Below are 16,535 nucleotides of genomic sequence, written 5' to 3' on the forward strand. Positions count from 1 at the left end.
ATAAGTGTCAGCTCAGTGCCGAGCTTTCATTTTCCCACGAGGTTATCACAGTCTCACGGACATATTCCCAGTCCCTGCTTCCCTGAGCATACTGGAGAAGCGCAGAACCGAAGTCGTCCTTGAAGGTCTGGCTGGGGAACACGGTGAAGCTCCAGGGAATGCTGCGGATATTTTCCTTGTCCATCCACCTGAGCACCTCACGGCTGAGAGGGTCGGCAGGCTTTTCATCATCGGTGAATGTGTCAAAGGGAGCGATAAAGCCAAGCTTATTTACTGCAAAATCCTTGCCTGTTTTGCTGGAATAGAGCCAGAAAAGGAAATCCTTTGCCGCCTGCTGCTCCTCGGGCTTGGCTGTGGAATTGATGCAGAGGTAATTTTCGGTGCCGATGCAAAGACCCTGCTCTTCCTCGCCCTCGATGCCCATATAGATAGGCAGCATTTTGATGTTATCCTCCGAAACAACGTTGCCCTGAATGCCGCTTATCTGCGACCATGCCCAACTGCCGTTCTGCACCATTGCGCACTGACCAAGGGCAAATTCTGCCATGGATTCGTCGGTTATCTTTGAGCCGAGCATTTTTCTGTCCACGGTTGAGTTGTTGATATAAAGGTCAAAGATGTTTCTGAAATTATCGCTGTAGTCGAAGTTTATCTTGCCTATCCCGCTGCCTGTCAGGTCGATGTCGTTTTTCTCAAACTCATAGGCAATGGGTACATTTGCCAGATGAGTTGTCCAGCGCCAGTCATCGCCCGATTTAAGAGATGTTGCCGCAAACACGCCCTTTATTCCCAGAGCATCGGCATTTGCCTGCATATCCTCCACCAGCGCTTTGAGCTTATCAAAGGAGTTTACTTCGTCCATGGAAACAAAGTCGGTGGTTCGGCTGTCAAGGGCAAAATACCGTTCAATTATCTCGTCATTGTAGATTATGCCGTAACCCTCCACGGTGTAGGGGATACCGTATGCCATGCCGTTGGTTGAAACGGCTGCGGTCTTATCGGTAAGGTGCTTGTAGATGTCGCTGTCGGTCAGGTCAAGGCAGTAGTCACGCCAGTTTGCGTATCCTCTGGGGCCGTTTATCTGGAATATGGTGGGTGCTTCCGATGTGGACATTTTTGCGCTGAGGGTTTGCTCATAGGTATTGTTTGCAGCAGTTTCCACGATAAGAGTGTTGCCTGTTTCTTCCTTGTATTTTGCGGCTACCTCGTCATAAACTGAGGCGATCTCGGGCTTGAAGTTCAGAAATCTTATTGTGGTTTTCTTTGCGGTGTCGGACTGACCCACAGTATTGTTATCTGCGGCGTTGTCATTTTTCTGTCCGCAGGCTGTCAGTGTTGAGGAAAGCATTGACAAAGCTGTCACGCAAAGCAGTATTTTTCTTGTATTCATAAAAGCATATCCTTTCAATTTACTTTTATGAATAGTATAAATTTTGCAGGAAGTATTATTCATCAGGCAATTTTTTCATAAAAAAAGCGCCTGCACTGCATAGCAGCACAGACGCCTTGTTTTGTGTTATAAAATTACATTCCTATTACGGAAAGCTGATCGGGGAACAGTACGATGATAAACTGGGAAACCAGAACAACTGCGATAAGAGCGATGGGATATGCAGCTGCATATGCGGAAGCTACATCATCGGTCTTTGCAACATTGATAAGGGTTCCGAGTGCAGGGGTAGAAGTCATACCGCCTGTGATACCGCCCAGATTGTTGAAGAGGGGAAGCTTGATAACGTACTTTGCAATAATAAAGCCGACTACCATGGGAACGATAGTCATGAGCGCACCCTCCAAGAAGTAGATGGGCTGGAAGTACTTTACGAAGCTTGCACCGCCGGGGATACCTGCGCCGATAAGGAACGCCATAAGACCGAACTCACGGAAGATCTCAAGCATACGCTTTTCAGGCTTCATTGAGAGAGGGCCGAAGTGACCGAAGTGAGCGATAACAAGTGCGGAAAGCAGGCAGCCGCCTGTGGTTCCCAGAGAGAAGGTGGACTGACCCATAGGGATCTTGATGCCGCCTACGAAAATACCGATAACAACTGCGATAGCAAATGCTGCAAGACCGAAGTTGTCGATATCGAAAAGCTTCTTGCTTTCATTTCTGGACTTGCCTGTGCTTACAGATGCGATCTTTGCTCTTTCCTCGTCAATGTCAGCCTTGAGGAGCTTGGGAACGATCTGAACAAAGAGAACAACGCCTACAACGCCGAAGAGGTAAGCGATACCGTGACCTACTGTTACGATATCCTCAAAAGCGGATATTGCATCGGGAGTTTCGTTGTAAACCGAGCTGAGAGTATCCTTTGCGGCGGAGAATGCGGGTGTGGAGGTAAGTGCACCGGAAAGCAGACCTACTGCCATTGCAGTGCCGCAGCCAAGGACCTTGATGCAGAAAAGCGCTGTGAGACCGCCCAGTATGATGATTACGAGCGAGAGAAGCGCATAGGACTTGAAGTTCTTCTTTAAGCTTGAGAAGAAGTTGGGGCCTGCGATAAAGCCAACTGATGTAACAAACATGATAAGTCCGAGATTTTCGATGATCTTGAGGAAGTTCTTTGAGAACTCCGCAGGCTCTCCGTTATTGAGCGCAAATGTTGTTACCAGATTGCTTCCTTCACTTGCAAAGCAGAATGCGCCGATGAGAAGAGCTACGATGAATACACCTGCTGTTCCGAGAGAAACGCCCTTTATCGTTACACGGCCAAGAAGATAGCCCAGACCTGCGACGATAAAGATGATGAACATCAGGAATGTGATACCTGTAATGGATATCACGCCGCCGAATAAACTCATAGGGTTTGACCTCCAAACATAATATTGAGGACATTCCGATTAAAACACGATAGAAAAGCAGGAAATCATGCCTAAATCGGACTATCCCGAAAAAAAACACACAACACATTACAAACCCCCGCAAAAATTGCAGGGGTTTGAAAGTGCCTTTAAAATTATACTACAAATTTTCGGAAAATCATAGTCAAAAAACTATTTTTTAACAGAAAATTTACTTATCAGTTAGCTCTTCTTGCGTAGTCGGGGAGAAGCTTAGGAGAAACAACATCGGTAACGATGCCTGCTTCCTTCATTTCCTCAGCGAACTTGTTTACGTGGTCAAGTGTGAGCTTGCCAACTGTAACGTTCTTGTACTTAGCTGCAACGCTTCTACCTGCGTTTCTGCCGAATACGATAACGTCCAGGAGGGAGTTGCCCATAAGTCTGTTTCTGCCGTGGATACCGCCTACAGCCTCACCTGCAACGTAGAGGTTCTCAATGCCGCTCATGCCGTCATCGGTGATGTCGATACCGCCGTTCTGGTAGTGGAGGGTAGGATATACGATGATGGGTTCCTTACGGATATCAATGCCGTACTCCATGAACATTCTGAGCATTGCGGGGATTCTCTTTTCGATAGTGCCCTCGCCGTTCTTGAGTTCGATCATAGGAGTATCGAGCCATACGCCTTCACCGTCGCCTGTGCTGATGCCCTTGTGTCTTGCCTTGCACTCTCTGATGATAGAGGATGCGCAGATATCACGGGTCTCCAGGGGGTGCATGAATACTTCACCGTCAACGTTAACGAGCTTTGCACCGAGGGAACGAACCTTCTCAGTTACGAGAGCGCCGAAGATCTGCTCGGGGAATGCTGCGCCTGTGGGGTGGTACTGGAGAGAATCAGCGTAGAGGAGCTTAGCGCCTGCACGGTATGCAAGAACAAGTCCGTCTGCGGTTGCGCCGTAGTGGTTGGAGGTGGGGAAGCCCTGGTAATGGAGACGACCTGCACCGCCTGTTGCGATGATAACAGTCTTAGCCTTAGCTACCATGATCTCCTTGGTCTCCATGTTCATGAGAACAGCACCTGCTGCCTTGCCCTGATCGTCGAGGATTATCTCGATAGCAGCGGTAAAGTCAACAACGGGGATCTGTCTGTTGAGAACTTCGTCACGGAGAGTCTTCATGATCTCTGCGCCGGAGTAGTCCTTGCAGGCGTGCATTCTCTTTCTGGAGGTTCCGCCGCCGTGGGTGGTTATCATGGTTCCGTCGGGAGCCTTATCGAATTCAACGCCCAGCTCATTGAGCCACTTGATAGCGTCGGGAGCTTCATTAACGAGCTTGTAAACCAGCTCATGCTTGCCCTTGAAGTGACCTCCGCCGTAAGCGTCGATGTAGTGGATAGCAGGGGAATCGTTGGGCTTATCAGCAGCCTGGATACCGCCCTCAGCCATCATTGTGTTAGCATCGCCGATACGGAGCTTTGTAACGATCATTACGTTAGCGCCGCCGTTGTGAGCCTCGATAGCTGCGGAAGAACCTGCTCCGCCGCCGCCGATGATGAGAACGTCAACATCGTACTTGGGGTGCTCAAGGTCGATCTTGGAGGGATCGATACGGCTGTTAGCCTGGAGAAGAGCAGCCAGCTCGTGAGGAACCTTCTCGCCCTTGTTGGGGCCGATCTTAAGATCCTCGAACTGAGACTCAATGTAGTCGGGGTGGTAGGTCTTGAGGACCTCGTCCTTCTGCTCAGCGGTCATTCTTGCAGGCTCATATGCTGCGTTTGCAGCTCTGTTTGCTTCAACCTTCTTAATAGAGGCAAGCATTTCTTCATTAGTGTACATTTACGGCGCCTCCCTTACTTTTCAATATCTCTGTTATTGTAGCGTTCCTGAAGCTGCTCATCAGATTCAGCCATAAGAGTGTCAAGGAATTCCTTGAAATCACCGTTATGGATCTCCTTAACTCTGTCCTCAAGGTGCTGGGACTTGGGCATAAGGTACTTGCCGTTGATTCTTCTTGCAAGCATTCCGACCTGAGGATGAGAGATGCCTGCGGGGCATCTGGAGGAGCAAACGCCGCACATTACGCAGTCAAAGGACTCTTCTGCGCACTTAGCGAAATCGCCTCTCTGAGCGTATGCGATGTACTGCATAACGTTAAGCTTCTGAGTACAAGCCTTTGTGCAGGCATTGCAGCCTACGCAGCTGTAGATCTCAGGATAAAGCTGCATCATAACAGCCTGTGTGGTAGGGATATTGTTTATATCGTAGATCTGCTTTACGAGGGGGAAGAAAGGCAGGGTAGCGATGTACATATTTTCCTGAACCTGGGTCTGACATGCGAGACAGGTCTTGAGCTCGGGATCGCCCTTTACTCTGTAGATAGTTGCACAAGCGCCGCAGAAGCCGTTTCTGCATCCGCAGCCTCTGATAAGCTGATATCCGGCATATTCCATAGCCTTCATGATTGTAAGGCTTGCAGGAACTGTGTACTGCTTGCCGAACAGATAGATGTTTACCATTTTTTCCATCTTGAAATTCACTCCTTAATCAATATTCGTTAGGCAGCTCGCTGAGCTGGTCAAATCTGAATACGGGGCCGTCCTTGCAGACATACTTGTTGCCGATGTTGCATCTGCCGCACTTGCCGATCGCACACTTCATTCTCAGCTCCATGGTAGTGAATACCTGGGTCTCGTTGAAGCCCAGTTCCTTCAGACCGCCGAGTGTGAACTTGATCATGATAGGAGGTCCGCACATTACAACAGTCTTTGTGATGTCGGGGTTAAGCTCCTTAACGTAGTTGGGAACGAATCCAACGTGGCCGTCCCAGCCTTCCTGCTCACGGTCGATGGTGAGGTTGACTTCGATGCCGTCGTCAGCCATCCACTCGTTGATGATCTCCTGATAATCTACCAGGTCGTCCTTGGAACGGGAACCGTAGATGATCTGAACGGTGCCGTAATTCTCACGCTTGTCACGTACATAGTTGATAACGGAGCGCAGAGGAGCAAGACCGATACCGCCTGCGATGAACAGAAGGTTCTTGCCCTTGAAGTCAGTCTCAACAGGGAAGCCGTTTCCGTATGGGCCTCTTACTGTGATCTGCTGGCCAACGTCCATCATGTGGAGCCATGATGTAAGGCAGCCGCACTTCTTGATGGAAAATTCCATATATTCTTCGTTGGTGGGGGAGGAGGTGATGGAGAACATACCCTCGCCTACACCGGGAACAGAGAGCATCGCACACTGACCGGGAATATGCTCAAAGAGCTTCTTTCCGTCTGTGCCGACAACTCTGAATGTCTTGACGTCGGGAGTATCCTGACGGATATCAGTAACAACGCCGATTCTGGGGATCAAAGTTTCATTCAGCATTATTTTATTACTCCTCTCCGAAATTCTTGATGACCTTAATGATATTCATGGAAATGGGGCATCTGGACAGGCAGCGTCCGCAGCCTACGCAGCCGAACTCGCCGTTGTTGTTGTCGGGGAAATAAACCAGCTTGTGCATGAAGCGCTGTCTGAAGCGCTGGAGCTGGGTATTTCTGGAGTTGGCGGCAGCCATCTTTGTGAAGTCGGAGTACATACAGCTGTCCCAGGTTCTGTAGCGCTTGATACCGTGGCCTGTGTCATAGTCCTTGATATCGTAGCACTGGCAGGTGGGGCAAACGAATGTGCAGGTTCCGCAGCCAAGGCAGGACTCGGAAAGCTTTGCCCACTTATCGGAATTGAAGATATCGAGAAGAGTGTTCTTTCTGAAATAATCGGTGGAAACATTTGCGAAGGGGAGCTTTTCGAGGATCTTCTTTGTCTCAGCCTTCTGAGCGTCAACAGCCTCGCTGCCGCACTCGGTAAGGAGGGACTTTACGGACTCGATGAACTTCTCGCCCTTTTCGGTGTTTGCCTGAATGTAAACAGCGTTCTCAGTGGTCCAGCAGGCAGCGTCTCCCTCGGGAGCAGCAGCGTCGATGCCAAACACGCCGCAGAAGCAGTTTTCCTCAGGCTCGGTGCAAGCCATTGTAACAATGGTTCCGTGCTCACGGCGGGTAGCATAGTAGCTGTCAACAGGGTCTGCAAGGAAAACCTTGTCCAGAATGGTGAAGCTTCTTGCATCGCAGGCACGAACGCCGAATACTACGAAATCCTCGCTCTCGGTTCTGTTGTCGATGATCTCGATGTTCTGACCCTTGACATTGAAGTCGCAGAGGTTCTGGGTCTGGGGGAAGAAGAAATCCTTGGCGCTTCTTACGGTGTTGAGAGCCTTGCTCATCTTTGTGTCCTCGGACCATTTCTTGTAGCTTGCCCTGCCGTCATTGCCGTCAACGGGGAGATAAAGTGTGCTTGCGGAAGCCACAGCCGCAAAAAGTGCGTCAAGTTTATCTATAGGAAGCTTGAACATTATTCGTTACCTCCTCTTTTATATACAATGTTGGGTTCGCAGTCGCCGAATGTGTAAGCGTTAAGAGGAGCACGGGTCTCAAGATCCGAACCTGCCTGATAATCGCCGTAGAATTCGTTGATATCCTTGATGTACTTGCGGTTGATGAGGTGCAGGGGAATGTTCTGAGGACAAACTCTTGTACATTCGCCGCAGTCTGTGCATCTGCCCGCAACGTGGAAGGAACGGATAAGGTGGAACATATTCTCCTCGAAGGAGTCGGTAGCGGCTCTCTGAGCGATACCGGAGTTGGGGTTATCGAATACGCAGTTTTCACAGGTGCAGGCAGGACATACATTTCTGCATGCGTTGCAGCGGATGCACTTGGAAAGCTCGCCTCTCCAGAAGTTGTAGCGCTCGTCGGGAGTCATTGCTTCCAGCTTTTCAACAAGCTCAAAGCGTGCGCCGTCGGTATTTACTTCGCCGTCGTTTCCGATCATCTCATCGAAAATAACGTGCTTCTTGCTCTTGCAGGTCTTGCACTTGTCGCCGAGAGTTTCGGTCTTGGGCATTGTCTTGTCGCCGTAAAGAGTGTGGATAGTAACGGTCTCGCCGTCGCTCTCCATGCCTGTGATACCCTTGATACCCTTGGACTTAACGGTATCAGCGTCAACCTTGCCTGTGCACTCAACGCCGATGATATAAACGTTGTCACGGAGGATCCTGTGCTCTTTAAGGAGCTGATTGAAGCTGTATGTATCGCAGGGCTTGAGGAATACCAGGAGCTTGCCCTCCTTGCGGGATTCCTTTACCAGGTACTTTGAAAGGTTAGGCGCACAGAAATCGTTGTAAATGAAGCCTGCGTCCAGCTCCTCAGCCGATGTGAAAACGGCAGGGGTGGTATCGTAAGCAAATTCGCCTGCTTTCCAGCCTACAACACGGTTAACAGTGCCGTCTGCCAGAAGCTCTTTAGCGCGCTTGATTACTGCTTCTTGCATCTCAGATCCTCCAATCTCTTGTTTTCGCCGAGCTTGGTAACAGTCTCAACGAACTCGTTCATTGTAGCGGCGAACTTTGCACCCTCTGCAGCGGATACCCATTCAACACGGGTTCTTTCCTTCTCGATGCCCATGAAGTCGAGCATGGAGAACAGCAGGGTCATTCTTCTTCTTGCAAAGTAGTTGCCGGAAGTGTAGTGGCAGTCTCCGGGGTGGCAGCCGCACATGATAACGCCGTCAGCGCCTCTCTGGAAGGCACGGAGGATAAACATGGGGTTTACACGGCAGGAGCAGGGAACACGTATGATCTTGACATCGGCAGGGTAGTTGAGTCTGTTGGTACCTGCGAGGTCAGCGCCCGCATATGAGCACCAGTTGCAGCAGAAAGCCACAATCAGAGGCTTGAATTCTTTGTTTTCATTTACTTGCATATTGCATCTACCTCCGCCATAATCTGTTTATTGGAGAAGCCCTTAAGATCCATAGCTCCGGACGGGCAGGCAACTGTACAAGCGCCGCAGCCCTGGCATACAGCCTCGTTTACGGAAGCTACACGGCGGATAGCCGTTGTTCTGTCAGGCTGTCTGAATTCCTTGTCGGAATATGTGATAGCACCGTAAGGACAAACCTTCTCGCAGGAAGAGCAGCCGTTGCACATAAGCTCGTCGGAGTGAGCAACGCAGGGATTGCCTGTGAGCTTGTCCTTTGCAAGGAGTCCGATTACCTTGGCAGCAGCAGCGCTGGCCTGAGAAACGGTCTCGGGGATATCCTTGGGGCCCTGGCATACGCCTGAGAGGAATACGCCTGCTGTGGGGCTCTCTACGGGACGAAGCTTTGCATGAGCCTCGGTGAAGAAGTCGTTGGTATCCATACTTGCTCTGAGCATTGTAGCTACGGAACGGGCGGACTTGTCAGGCTCGATAGCGGTTGCGAGAACTACCAGATCAGCGTTGATATGGAGCTGCTCGTTAGCGATAAGGTCAGATGCCTGAACATCAAGATTTCCGTCAGGTCTGGGGGAAACCTTTCCGACCATACCCTTTATGTAGTGAACGCCGTACTGTTCAACAGCTCTGCGGTAGAACTCATCGAAGAGCTTACCGGGAGTACGGACATCAATATAGAATACATATACGTTTGTATCGGGATATTTTTCTCTGATAAGCATTGCGTGCTTAGCGGTGTACATACAGCAGATCTTGGAGCAGTAGGGCTTTCCGCAGCCGTCGTCCGATCTGGAGCCTACGCACTGAACGAAAACGATGGTCTTGGGGTGAGCTCTGTGGTCGTCCTGCTTGTCGAGGTAGGAAGGTCTTACGAGAGTACCGTTGGAAGGACCTGCGGCATTCATAAGTCTTTCAAGCTCGAGAGAAGTGATAACGTCCTTGCTCTGGGAGTATGCGAACTCATCGTACTTGTCGATATTGATGGGGTTGTAACCGGTAGCGGCAACGATTGCGCCGTACTTTTCCTCAATGATCTCGTCCTTCTGAGTGTAGTCGATAGCGCCAGCGGAGCATACCTTGGAGCAAACGCCGCACTTGCCTGTCTTGAGCATTGTGCAGTAGTTGGGGTCAATGGTAGCGACCTTGGGAACTGCCTGAGCAAAAGGAATGTAGATGGCACGTCTGTTATTGAAGCCCATATTGAACTCGTTGGGTACCTTCTTCTGAGGGCACTTTTCTGTGCAGACGCCGCAGCCTGTGCACTTGGTAGCATCAACGAAACGAGCTTTCTTTCTGATTTTTGCGGTGAAGTTTCCTACGAAGCCTGAAACCTCAGCAACCTCGCTGTATGCGTAGATGTGGATCTTCTCATTCTGTGAGCAGTCAACCATCTTAGGAGTAAGGATACAGGATGCGCAGTCGAGGGTAGGGAAGGTCTTGTCGATCTGGGTCATCTTTCCGCCGATAGTGGGCTGCTTCTCAACGATATCAACATCGAAGCCTGCCTCAGCGATATCAAGAGCAGTCTGCATACCTGCGATACCGCCGCCGATAACGAGGGCACGCTTGGTAACGGGGCTTTCGCCTGCGATGAGGGGAGCGTTGAGCTGAACCTTTGCAACTGCTGTACGTGCAAGGATTATAGCCTTTTCTGTAGCGGACATGATATCCTTGTGTATCCAGGAGCACTGCTCACGGATATTGGCAATTTCTACCATGTAAGAGTTAAGACCTGCTTTAGCGGCAGCCTTTCTGAATGTAGCCTCGTGCATACGGGGTGAACATGAGCAGACAACAACGCCTGTGAGCTTCTGATCCCTGATAGTATCCTGGATCATTGTCTGACCGCCTTCGGAACACATATACTGATAATCTGTGGAGAAGACTACGCCGGGCTCCTGCTTCATGGCTTCAGCAACCTGCTTGACGTCAACGGTAGCAGCGATGTTGGTACCGCAGTGGCATACAAATACGCCTATTCTATGCATTGATTTTTCTCCTCCTTATTTACTGTATTTACGGAATGCGCTGACAAGGAGCTGCTGAGGAGTATCCTCGTCAATAAGTTCCGGAACCTGATTTGCCTTGAGATGGTTGCAGCCCTTCTGTCTGATAGCCGCAAGTCTTACAGCCTCTACTACCTTTGCGGGCTCAACGCCTCTGGGACATCTTTCGACACACGCAAAGCATGAAAGACACATATAAAGTGACTCGCTCTTGAGAAGAGGCTCGATATTGCCGGACTCAACCATATATACGAACTGGTGAGGATGATATTCCATCTTGTCGTAGGAGGGGCAGGTGCCTGAGCATTTGCCGCAGCGCATACATTTACGGACATTAACGCCGCTTATGCGGAGGATTTCTTCTTTTTTATCCATCGTTGTGCCTCCTTAGTCCTTTACGCCGAGAGCCTCAGCGAGAAGCTCGGTGAAATAGTAAACGGGAACGTTGCTGTCGTTCTTCTTAAGGTTGTACATACAAAGAGGACAAGCAGTTATCATCATCTCAGCCTCAAAGCCTGCTGCGCTTGCAGCAACGATGTTTCTTCTGCTTTCGGCAGCAGCCTTGTCCTCGATGGAAACGTAACCGCCGCAGCACTCATTTCTCATGGGGTAGATAACGGGTTCAGCACCCAGAGCACGGATAAAGTCCTCCATGATCTTGGGATTTTCGGGGTCGTCCATCTGAAGAACCTTGCCGGGGCGGAGGAGCAGGCAGCCGTAGTAAGCGCCTATCTTCTTGCCTGTAAGGGGATTTACCACCTTGGACTTCAGGGTATCGAAGCCTACAACATCACGGAGCATTTCAAGGTAATGAACTACCTTGGTCTCGCCGTGATATTCTTCATCGAGCTTCAGATAATTGTTTGCTCTTGTGCAGATGTCCTCATCGGTGAGCATATCATTGTTGACCTGCTTGAGAACGTTATGACAGGCAGAGCAGAGAGTTATTAAGTCTCTGCCGTGTGCTTTGGCGTCGGCAAGTGCTCTGACGGAGGAAAGCTTAGTAGCGATCTCGTCCTTTGCCATCGGATAAACGCCGCCGCAGCACTGCCAGTTTTCGATTTCCTCAAGCGTGATTCCCAGCGCCTGTGCGGAAAGACGGGCATATCTGTCAAGGTCCTGTGCCTTGTTTTTCAGAGTGCAGCCCGGATAGTAACTGTAAACCATAGCTTTTATCCTTTCGTTTTTTATATCATCTGTTCGGGGTGGAATACCTCGTCAAACTTTTCAGCGGTGAGGAAACCAAGCTCTACGCAGGCTTCCTTGAGGGAGATGTTGTCCTTGAATGCCTTCTTTGCGGTCTTAGCGGCGTTCTCATAGCCGATGTAGGGGTTGAGAGCTGTTACCAGCATAAGAGAGTTGTGAAGGTTGTGGTGCATCTTATCCTTGTTTGCCTTGATTCCGACAGCGCAGTTCTTGTTGAAGGAAGTGATGGACTCAGCAAGAAGTCTTGCGGACTGGAGGAAGTTGTAAGCGCATACGGGCATGAAAACATTCAGCTCGAAGTTGCCCTGGCTTGCTGCCATACCAACAGCTACGTCGTTGCCCATTACCTGAACTGCGACCATTGTTACCTGCTCGCACTGAGTGGGGTTGACCTTGCCGGGCATGATGGAGGAACCGGGCTCGTTCTCGGGGATAGTGATCTCGCCGAGACCGTCTCTGGGGCCGCTTGCCAGCCATCTTACATCGTTGGCGATCTTCATCATATCAGCTGCGAGAGCCTTGAGAGCGCCGTGAGCGAATACGATCTCGTCCTTGCTTGTAAGAGCGTGGAACTTGTTGGGAGCAGTCTTGAAATCCTTGCCTGTAAGCTCGGAAACAGCCTCTGCGACCTTTACATCAAAGCCCTTGGGGGTGTTAAGACCTGTACCAACGGCAGTACCGCCGAGAGCAAGCTCTTTAAGCTCGGGAAGAGCGATTTCAAGGAGCTTCTTATCCTTTTCGAGAGAGGAGCGCCAGCCGCTGATCTCCTGAGAGAAAGCGATGGGGGTAGCGTCCTGAAGATGAGTTCTGCCGCTCTTAACGATGCCCTCGTTTTCCTTTTCAAGTCTCTTGAAGGTTTCGATGAGAGTATCCACAGCAGGGATAACCTTATCCTCAATAGCAATAACAGCGGAAATGTGCATTGCAGTGGGGAAGGTATCGTTGGAGGACTGGCTCATGTTGATATCATCATTGGGGTGAAGAAGCTTCTTGCCTGCGATCTCGTTTCCACGGTTGGCAATAACTTCGTTAGCGTTCATGTTGGACTGAGTGCCGCTTCCTGTCTGCCATACAACGAGAGGGAAGTGGTCGTTCAGGCTTCCGCTGATAACTTCGTCGCAAGCCTCGGAAATAGCAGCAAGCTTTTCATCTGTCATTTTCTCAGGCTTGAGAGCGTGGTTTGCCATTGCAGCAGCCTTTTTGAGATAACCGAATGCCTTGGTGATCTCTCTGGGCATTGTCTCGATGCCAACGCCGATGAGGAAGTTCTCGTGGCTTCTCTCGGTCTGAGCAGCCCAGTACTTGTCTGCAGGAACCTTTACCTCGCCCATTGAATCGTGTTCAATACGGTATTCCATTGGGTATGTACTCCTTTATAAAGATTTTATAAATACTTAAATATGCACACATGACTATGGGCGGCAGTGAAAAAAACACTCTGCCGCCTGTCATGAATATGTCCTTTAAATTAAAGATTGATGTTGTGGATAACGTCCTTCAGGCAGTCGGCACTGTGTCTGAGCTTAACGATCTCATCATCGGTAAGGGGAACCATGAGCTTGCCCTCAACACCCTTGCGGCCAACTGTTGCCAGTGTGCTGAGGCATACATCGTTGATGCCGTACTCGCCGTTCATCATTGTGGAAACGGTAAGAGTGGTGTCGATGCCGCTGAACAGGCACTTGCAGATGTGGCATACGGAGATAGCGATTGCATAGAATGTTGCACCCTTGCTTGCGATGATCTTAGCGCCGGACTTTCTTGTGTATTCCTCGATCTCAGCGTAATCAACAACGGGACGCTTGCCCTCGGGGAGGCAGTTGATGTACTGGTTGATGGGGATACCGGAAATGTTTGCGATGGACCAGGGAACGAAAGAGGAATCGCCGTGCTCACCGAATACGTAAGCATGAACGTTCTGCTGGCTGATATTGAAGGTCTCGGAAAGACGGGAACGCAGACGAGCGGTATCGAGGGTTGTGCCGGAACCGATGATCTGGTTGGAGGGGAGACCCGAGTACTTGTGGAATACGTAGGTGAGGATATCGATAGGATTGCTTACTACGATATAAACAGCCTCAGGAGCGTACTTGACGATCTCGGGGATTATGGTCTTGGTGATGTCAACGTTTACCTGAGCAAGTTCAAGACGAGACTGACCTGCTTTTCTGGGCATACCTGATGTAAGGATAACGATGTCGGAACCCTTTGCATCGGCATATGTGCCTGCGTAGATGGATACGGGGGAACAGAAAGGAACACCCTGGAGGATATCCATTGCTTCGCCCTCAGCCTTTTTTGCGTTGATATCGATCAGAACGATCTCAGATGCGATACCGGTTACTACCATGTTATAAGCGATGGTAGATCCGACGCTGCCAGCGCCGATAATAGTGACTTTGTTGCTCATAAATCATTTCCCGCTTTCTGTAGATATTTTTCTCGGTAAAGCCGCCGTTTTCAGGCGTGCGATCATACAGTTGAAAACCGTGCCGACTGGGATATTTCACCCTCAAAACGACAGAATTTTCTCGTTGATATTATTCTAACATAACTTGAAATAAAAATCAAGAGAAAAAATTCATAAAAACCGAATTTGTCAAAAATTTAACAAACAGACTGGGATAGTGTAACATTTTTGACAGCCTGCTTAGCCTTTGCTAATCGTATTTTTGGCACAAAAGCATAATTTTTCAGCGATTTTTATGCTTCAAAAGGGATATATGCCGTCGGCATCGGATAAATATAACAATTCCTATTTGAATAAGATGGATTAAAATGTCTGAAAATGATATTCTTGTCTGCACAAAATTCACAAAAAGCGGCTTTAAAATTCGTTGACAATATATAATCGGTGTGTTATAATAAATAGTAATTGACCGCAGCCCCTGCCTGATGTCGGGCTGAGCGTCAGATAAATCCCCGATTTCAGAAAGGAACTATATGCTTTTTAACGAACTTAATTTACCCGAGGAAATTCTCAGAGCCGTTGAGGATATGGGATTTTCCGAAGCTACCGAGATCCAGTCAAAGGCTATCCCCGTAATGCTGGAGGGAAAGGATCTTGTAGGAAAGTCAAACACAGGTACGGGAAAGACTGCCGCTTTCGGTATCCCCGCCGCAGTCAGCGTTACCAGAGGCGGAAAGAACGGCGTTGAGGTGCTTATCCTCTGCCCCACAAGAGAGCTTGCTATGCAGGCGTGCAAGGAGATAGAAAAATTCTCCGCATATATGCCGTGGGTAAAGCCCTGCGCAGTTTACGGCGGCGCTGCTATGGACAAGCAGATCTCCGAGCTGAGACGTGGCGCAAACATCGTTGTGGGAACTCCCGGCCGTGTTATGGACCACATCGGCAGAAAGACCCTGAAGCTTGAAAACCTCTGTACCATCGTTCTTGACGAGGCGGACGAAATGCTCAATATGGGCTTCCGTGAGGATATCGAGACCATACTTTCCTTTGTCCCCGAGGAGCGCCAGACAGTGCTGTTCTCCGCAACCATGCCCCCTCCAATAATGGCTATCACCAAGGAATACCAGAATGACCCCGTTGTCATAAAGGTGGAGAGCAAGGCAAGAACTGTTGATACGATCGAGCAGAAATATTTTGAAGTGCCCATGGGCAGAAAGACCGATGCCTTAAAGCTTCTGCTCATCGCATATGAGCCTAAGCTTTCAATGGTGTTCTGCAACACTAAGAAAATGGTAGATGAGCTGACCGAGGCTCTCGTGTCAAAGGGCTTCAAGGCAGCAGGACTTCACGGTGATATGAAGCAGGCGAGCCGTACTCAGGTGCTGAGCGCATTCAAGTCGGGAAGCATCAACGTGCTTATCGCTACCGACGTTGCCGCAAGAGGAATTGACGTTGAGGGCGTTGACTGCGTTTTCAACTATGATCTTCCCCAGGATAACGAGTATTATATCCACCGTATCGGAAGAACAGGCCGTGCAGGCAAGAGCGGTGCTGCATATACCATTATAAGCGGCAGAAAACAGTTTTATGAGCTGAAAAATATCGCTTCCTTCATCAAGGCTGATATTGCCCGTGCAGAGCTTCCCGGCAGAGACGAGATAGTTGCCCGCAAGGCGGCTCATGTTAATGAAAAGATACTTTCCGCAGTGGAAAGCGGCAAATACGAAAGCTGCCGTGCAGATGTGCAGAAGCTTATGGAAAGCGGACTTTCCGCCGAGGATATCGCTGTTGCACTGCTGGGAATGAGGCTTTCAAAGGATACAAAGAACATTCCCGAAATAATCTCCGTTCCCCGTGACAACGGCGGCAAGGGCGGCAGATACCAGAAGGGCGGCAAGGTCAAGCTGGAGATATCCGCAGGACGTTCCAGCAGGCTTGCTCCGAACTTCGTTCTTGGCGCACTTGTTGACGCAACGGGAATGCCCGGAAAGTCTTTCGGCAAGATAGATATTTACGACAAGTTCACCACCGTTGAGGTGCCCGAGGCGGATACCGAGCACGTTCTCGATTCCATGACAGGTACAAAGATAAACGGTCAGAAAATAACCATCAAGCGCTATGAGGGCAGAGCCGAGCGCTTTGAGGACGACCGTGACCAGAGAAGAGGAAATTACCGTGACCAGCGCAGAAAATCCTCCTCCCGTCACGGCAAGGGCGGCAGACCTAAGTACGAGAATCGCCGCAAGGGTTGATAATATATATAATTATATATAACATAATAATTATATACAACAAAAGGAGCTGT

The 16,535-nt window shown here is 49.7% G+C and carries 14 protein-coding genes; 1 reads left to right on the plus strand and 13 read right to left on the minus strand.

Translation table 11 applies throughout. The features are described from left to right. Positions 1 to 7: 7 nt before the first annotated feature. The 13 genes from OCV68_RS01450 to OCV68_RS01510 form a co-directional block, all read right to left on the minus strand. Entirely contained in the window at positions 8 to 1,390 is a 1,383-nt protein-coding gene (locus OCV68_RS01450) for an ABC transporter substrate-binding protein (protein WP_262570244.1), read from the minus strand. A 134-nt stretch (positions 1,391 to 1,524) separates the two neighbouring features. Then, positions 1,525 to 2,802, minus strand: coding sequence for an aspartate-alanine antiporter-like transporter (locus tag OCV68_RS01455; RefSeq protein ID WP_147622236.1), 1,278 nt, complete (start codon positions 2,800 to 2,802; stop codon positions 1,525 to 1,527). 218 nt (positions 2,803 to 3,020) lie between these two features. Further along, positions 3,021 to 4,622 (minus strand): FAD-dependent oxidoreductase, encoded by a 1,602-nt coding sequence (locus OCV68_RS01460; RefSeq protein WP_022474344.1) that lies wholly within the window; start codon positions 4,620 to 4,622, stop codon positions 3,021 to 3,023. A gap of 14 nt (positions 4,623 to 4,636) precedes the next feature. Then, positions 4,637 to 5,311, minus strand: coding sequence for a 4Fe-4S dicluster domain-containing protein (locus OCV68_RS01465; RefSeq protein WP_022474343.1), 675 nt, complete (start codon positions 5,309 to 5,311; stop codon positions 4,637 to 4,639). A gap of 19 nt (positions 5,312 to 5,330) precedes the next feature. After that, the gene (locus tag OCV68_RS01470) at positions 5,331 to 6,158 is read right to left on the minus strand and encodes an FAD/NAD(P)-binding protein (RefSeq protein WP_022474342.1); all 828 of its coding nucleotides are present in this window, start codon (positions 6,156 to 6,158) and stop codon (positions 5,331 to 5,333) included. Positions 6,159 to 6,165: 7 nt separating this feature from the next. Next, positions 6,166 to 7,185, minus strand: a complete 1,020-nt coding sequence (locus OCV68_RS01475) for a 4Fe-4S dicluster domain-containing protein (protein WP_022474341.1) — start codon at positions 7,183 to 7,185, stop codon at positions 6,166 to 6,168. Further along, the gene (locus OCV68_RS01480) at positions 7,185 to 8,162 is read right to left on the minus strand and encodes a 4Fe-4S dicluster domain-containing protein (RefSeq protein WP_147622231.1); all 978 of its coding nucleotides are present in this window, start codon (positions 8,160 to 8,162) and stop codon (positions 7,185 to 7,187) included. Before OCV68_RS01480 ends, OCV68_RS01475 begins: the two co-directional genes overlap by 1 nt. Beyond that, positions 8,147 to 8,593, minus strand: coding sequence for a hydrogenase iron-sulfur subunit (locus tag OCV68_RS01485; protein ID WP_022474339.1), 447 nt, complete (start codon positions 8,591 to 8,593; stop codon positions 8,147 to 8,149). The genes OCV68_RS01480 and OCV68_RS01485 overlap by 16 nt, the downstream gene beginning before the upstream one ends. After that, on the minus strand, positions 8,584 to 10,596 hold the full coding sequence (locus OCV68_RS01490; protein ID WP_022474338.1) for a CoB--CoM heterodisulfide reductase iron-sulfur subunit A family protein: 2,013 nt from the start codon (positions 10,594 to 10,596) through the stop codon (positions 8,584 to 8,586). Before OCV68_RS01490 ends, OCV68_RS01485 begins: the two co-directional genes overlap by 10 nt. A 15-nt stretch (positions 10,597 to 10,611) precedes the next feature. Beyond that, positions 10,612 to 10,989: a 4Fe-4S dicluster domain-containing protein gene (locus OCV68_RS01495; RefSeq protein WP_022474337.1), complete on the minus strand. Its 378-nt coding sequence runs from the start codon at positions 10,987 to 10,989 to the stop codon at positions 10,612 to 10,614. A 12-nt stretch (positions 10,990 to 11,001) separates the two neighbouring features. Beyond that, positions 11,002 to 11,781 carry a CoB--CoM heterodisulfide reductase iron-sulfur subunit B family protein gene (locus tag OCV68_RS01500; RefSeq protein WP_022474336.1) on the minus strand — a complete coding sequence of 260 codons (780 nt, stop codon included), beginning with the start codon at positions 11,779 to 11,781 and terminating at the stop codon, positions 11,002 to 11,004. 20 nt (positions 11,782 to 11,801) lie between these two features. After that, positions 11,802 to 13,178, minus strand: coding sequence for a class II fumarate hydratase (gene fumC, locus OCV68_RS01505; RefSeq protein WP_262570248.1), 1,377 nt, complete (start codon positions 13,176 to 13,178; stop codon positions 11,802 to 11,804). A 110-nt stretch (positions 13,179 to 13,288) separates the two neighbouring features. Beyond that, on the minus strand, positions 13,289 to 14,230 hold the full coding sequence (locus tag OCV68_RS01510; RefSeq protein WP_022474334.1) for an L-lactate dehydrogenase: 942 nt from the start codon (positions 14,228 to 14,230) through the stop codon (positions 13,289 to 13,291). A gap of 533 nt (positions 14,231 to 14,763) precedes the next feature. Between OCV68_RS01510 and OCV68_RS01515 the strand changes: the two genes are divergently transcribed. Then, positions 14,764 to 16,482 (plus strand): DEAD/DEAH box helicase, encoded by a 1,719-nt coding sequence (locus tag OCV68_RS01515; RefSeq protein ID WP_262570250.1) that lies wholly within the window; start codon positions 14,764 to 14,766, stop codon positions 16,480 to 16,482. Positions 16,483 to 16,535: the final 53 nt, after the last annotated feature.

This window comes from Huintestinicola butyrica, from assembly GCF_025567215.1.
In the GTDB taxonomy this organism is placed as follows: domain Bacteria; phylum Bacillota; class Clostridia; order Oscillospirales; family Ruminococcaceae; genus Huintestinicola; species Huintestinicola butyrica.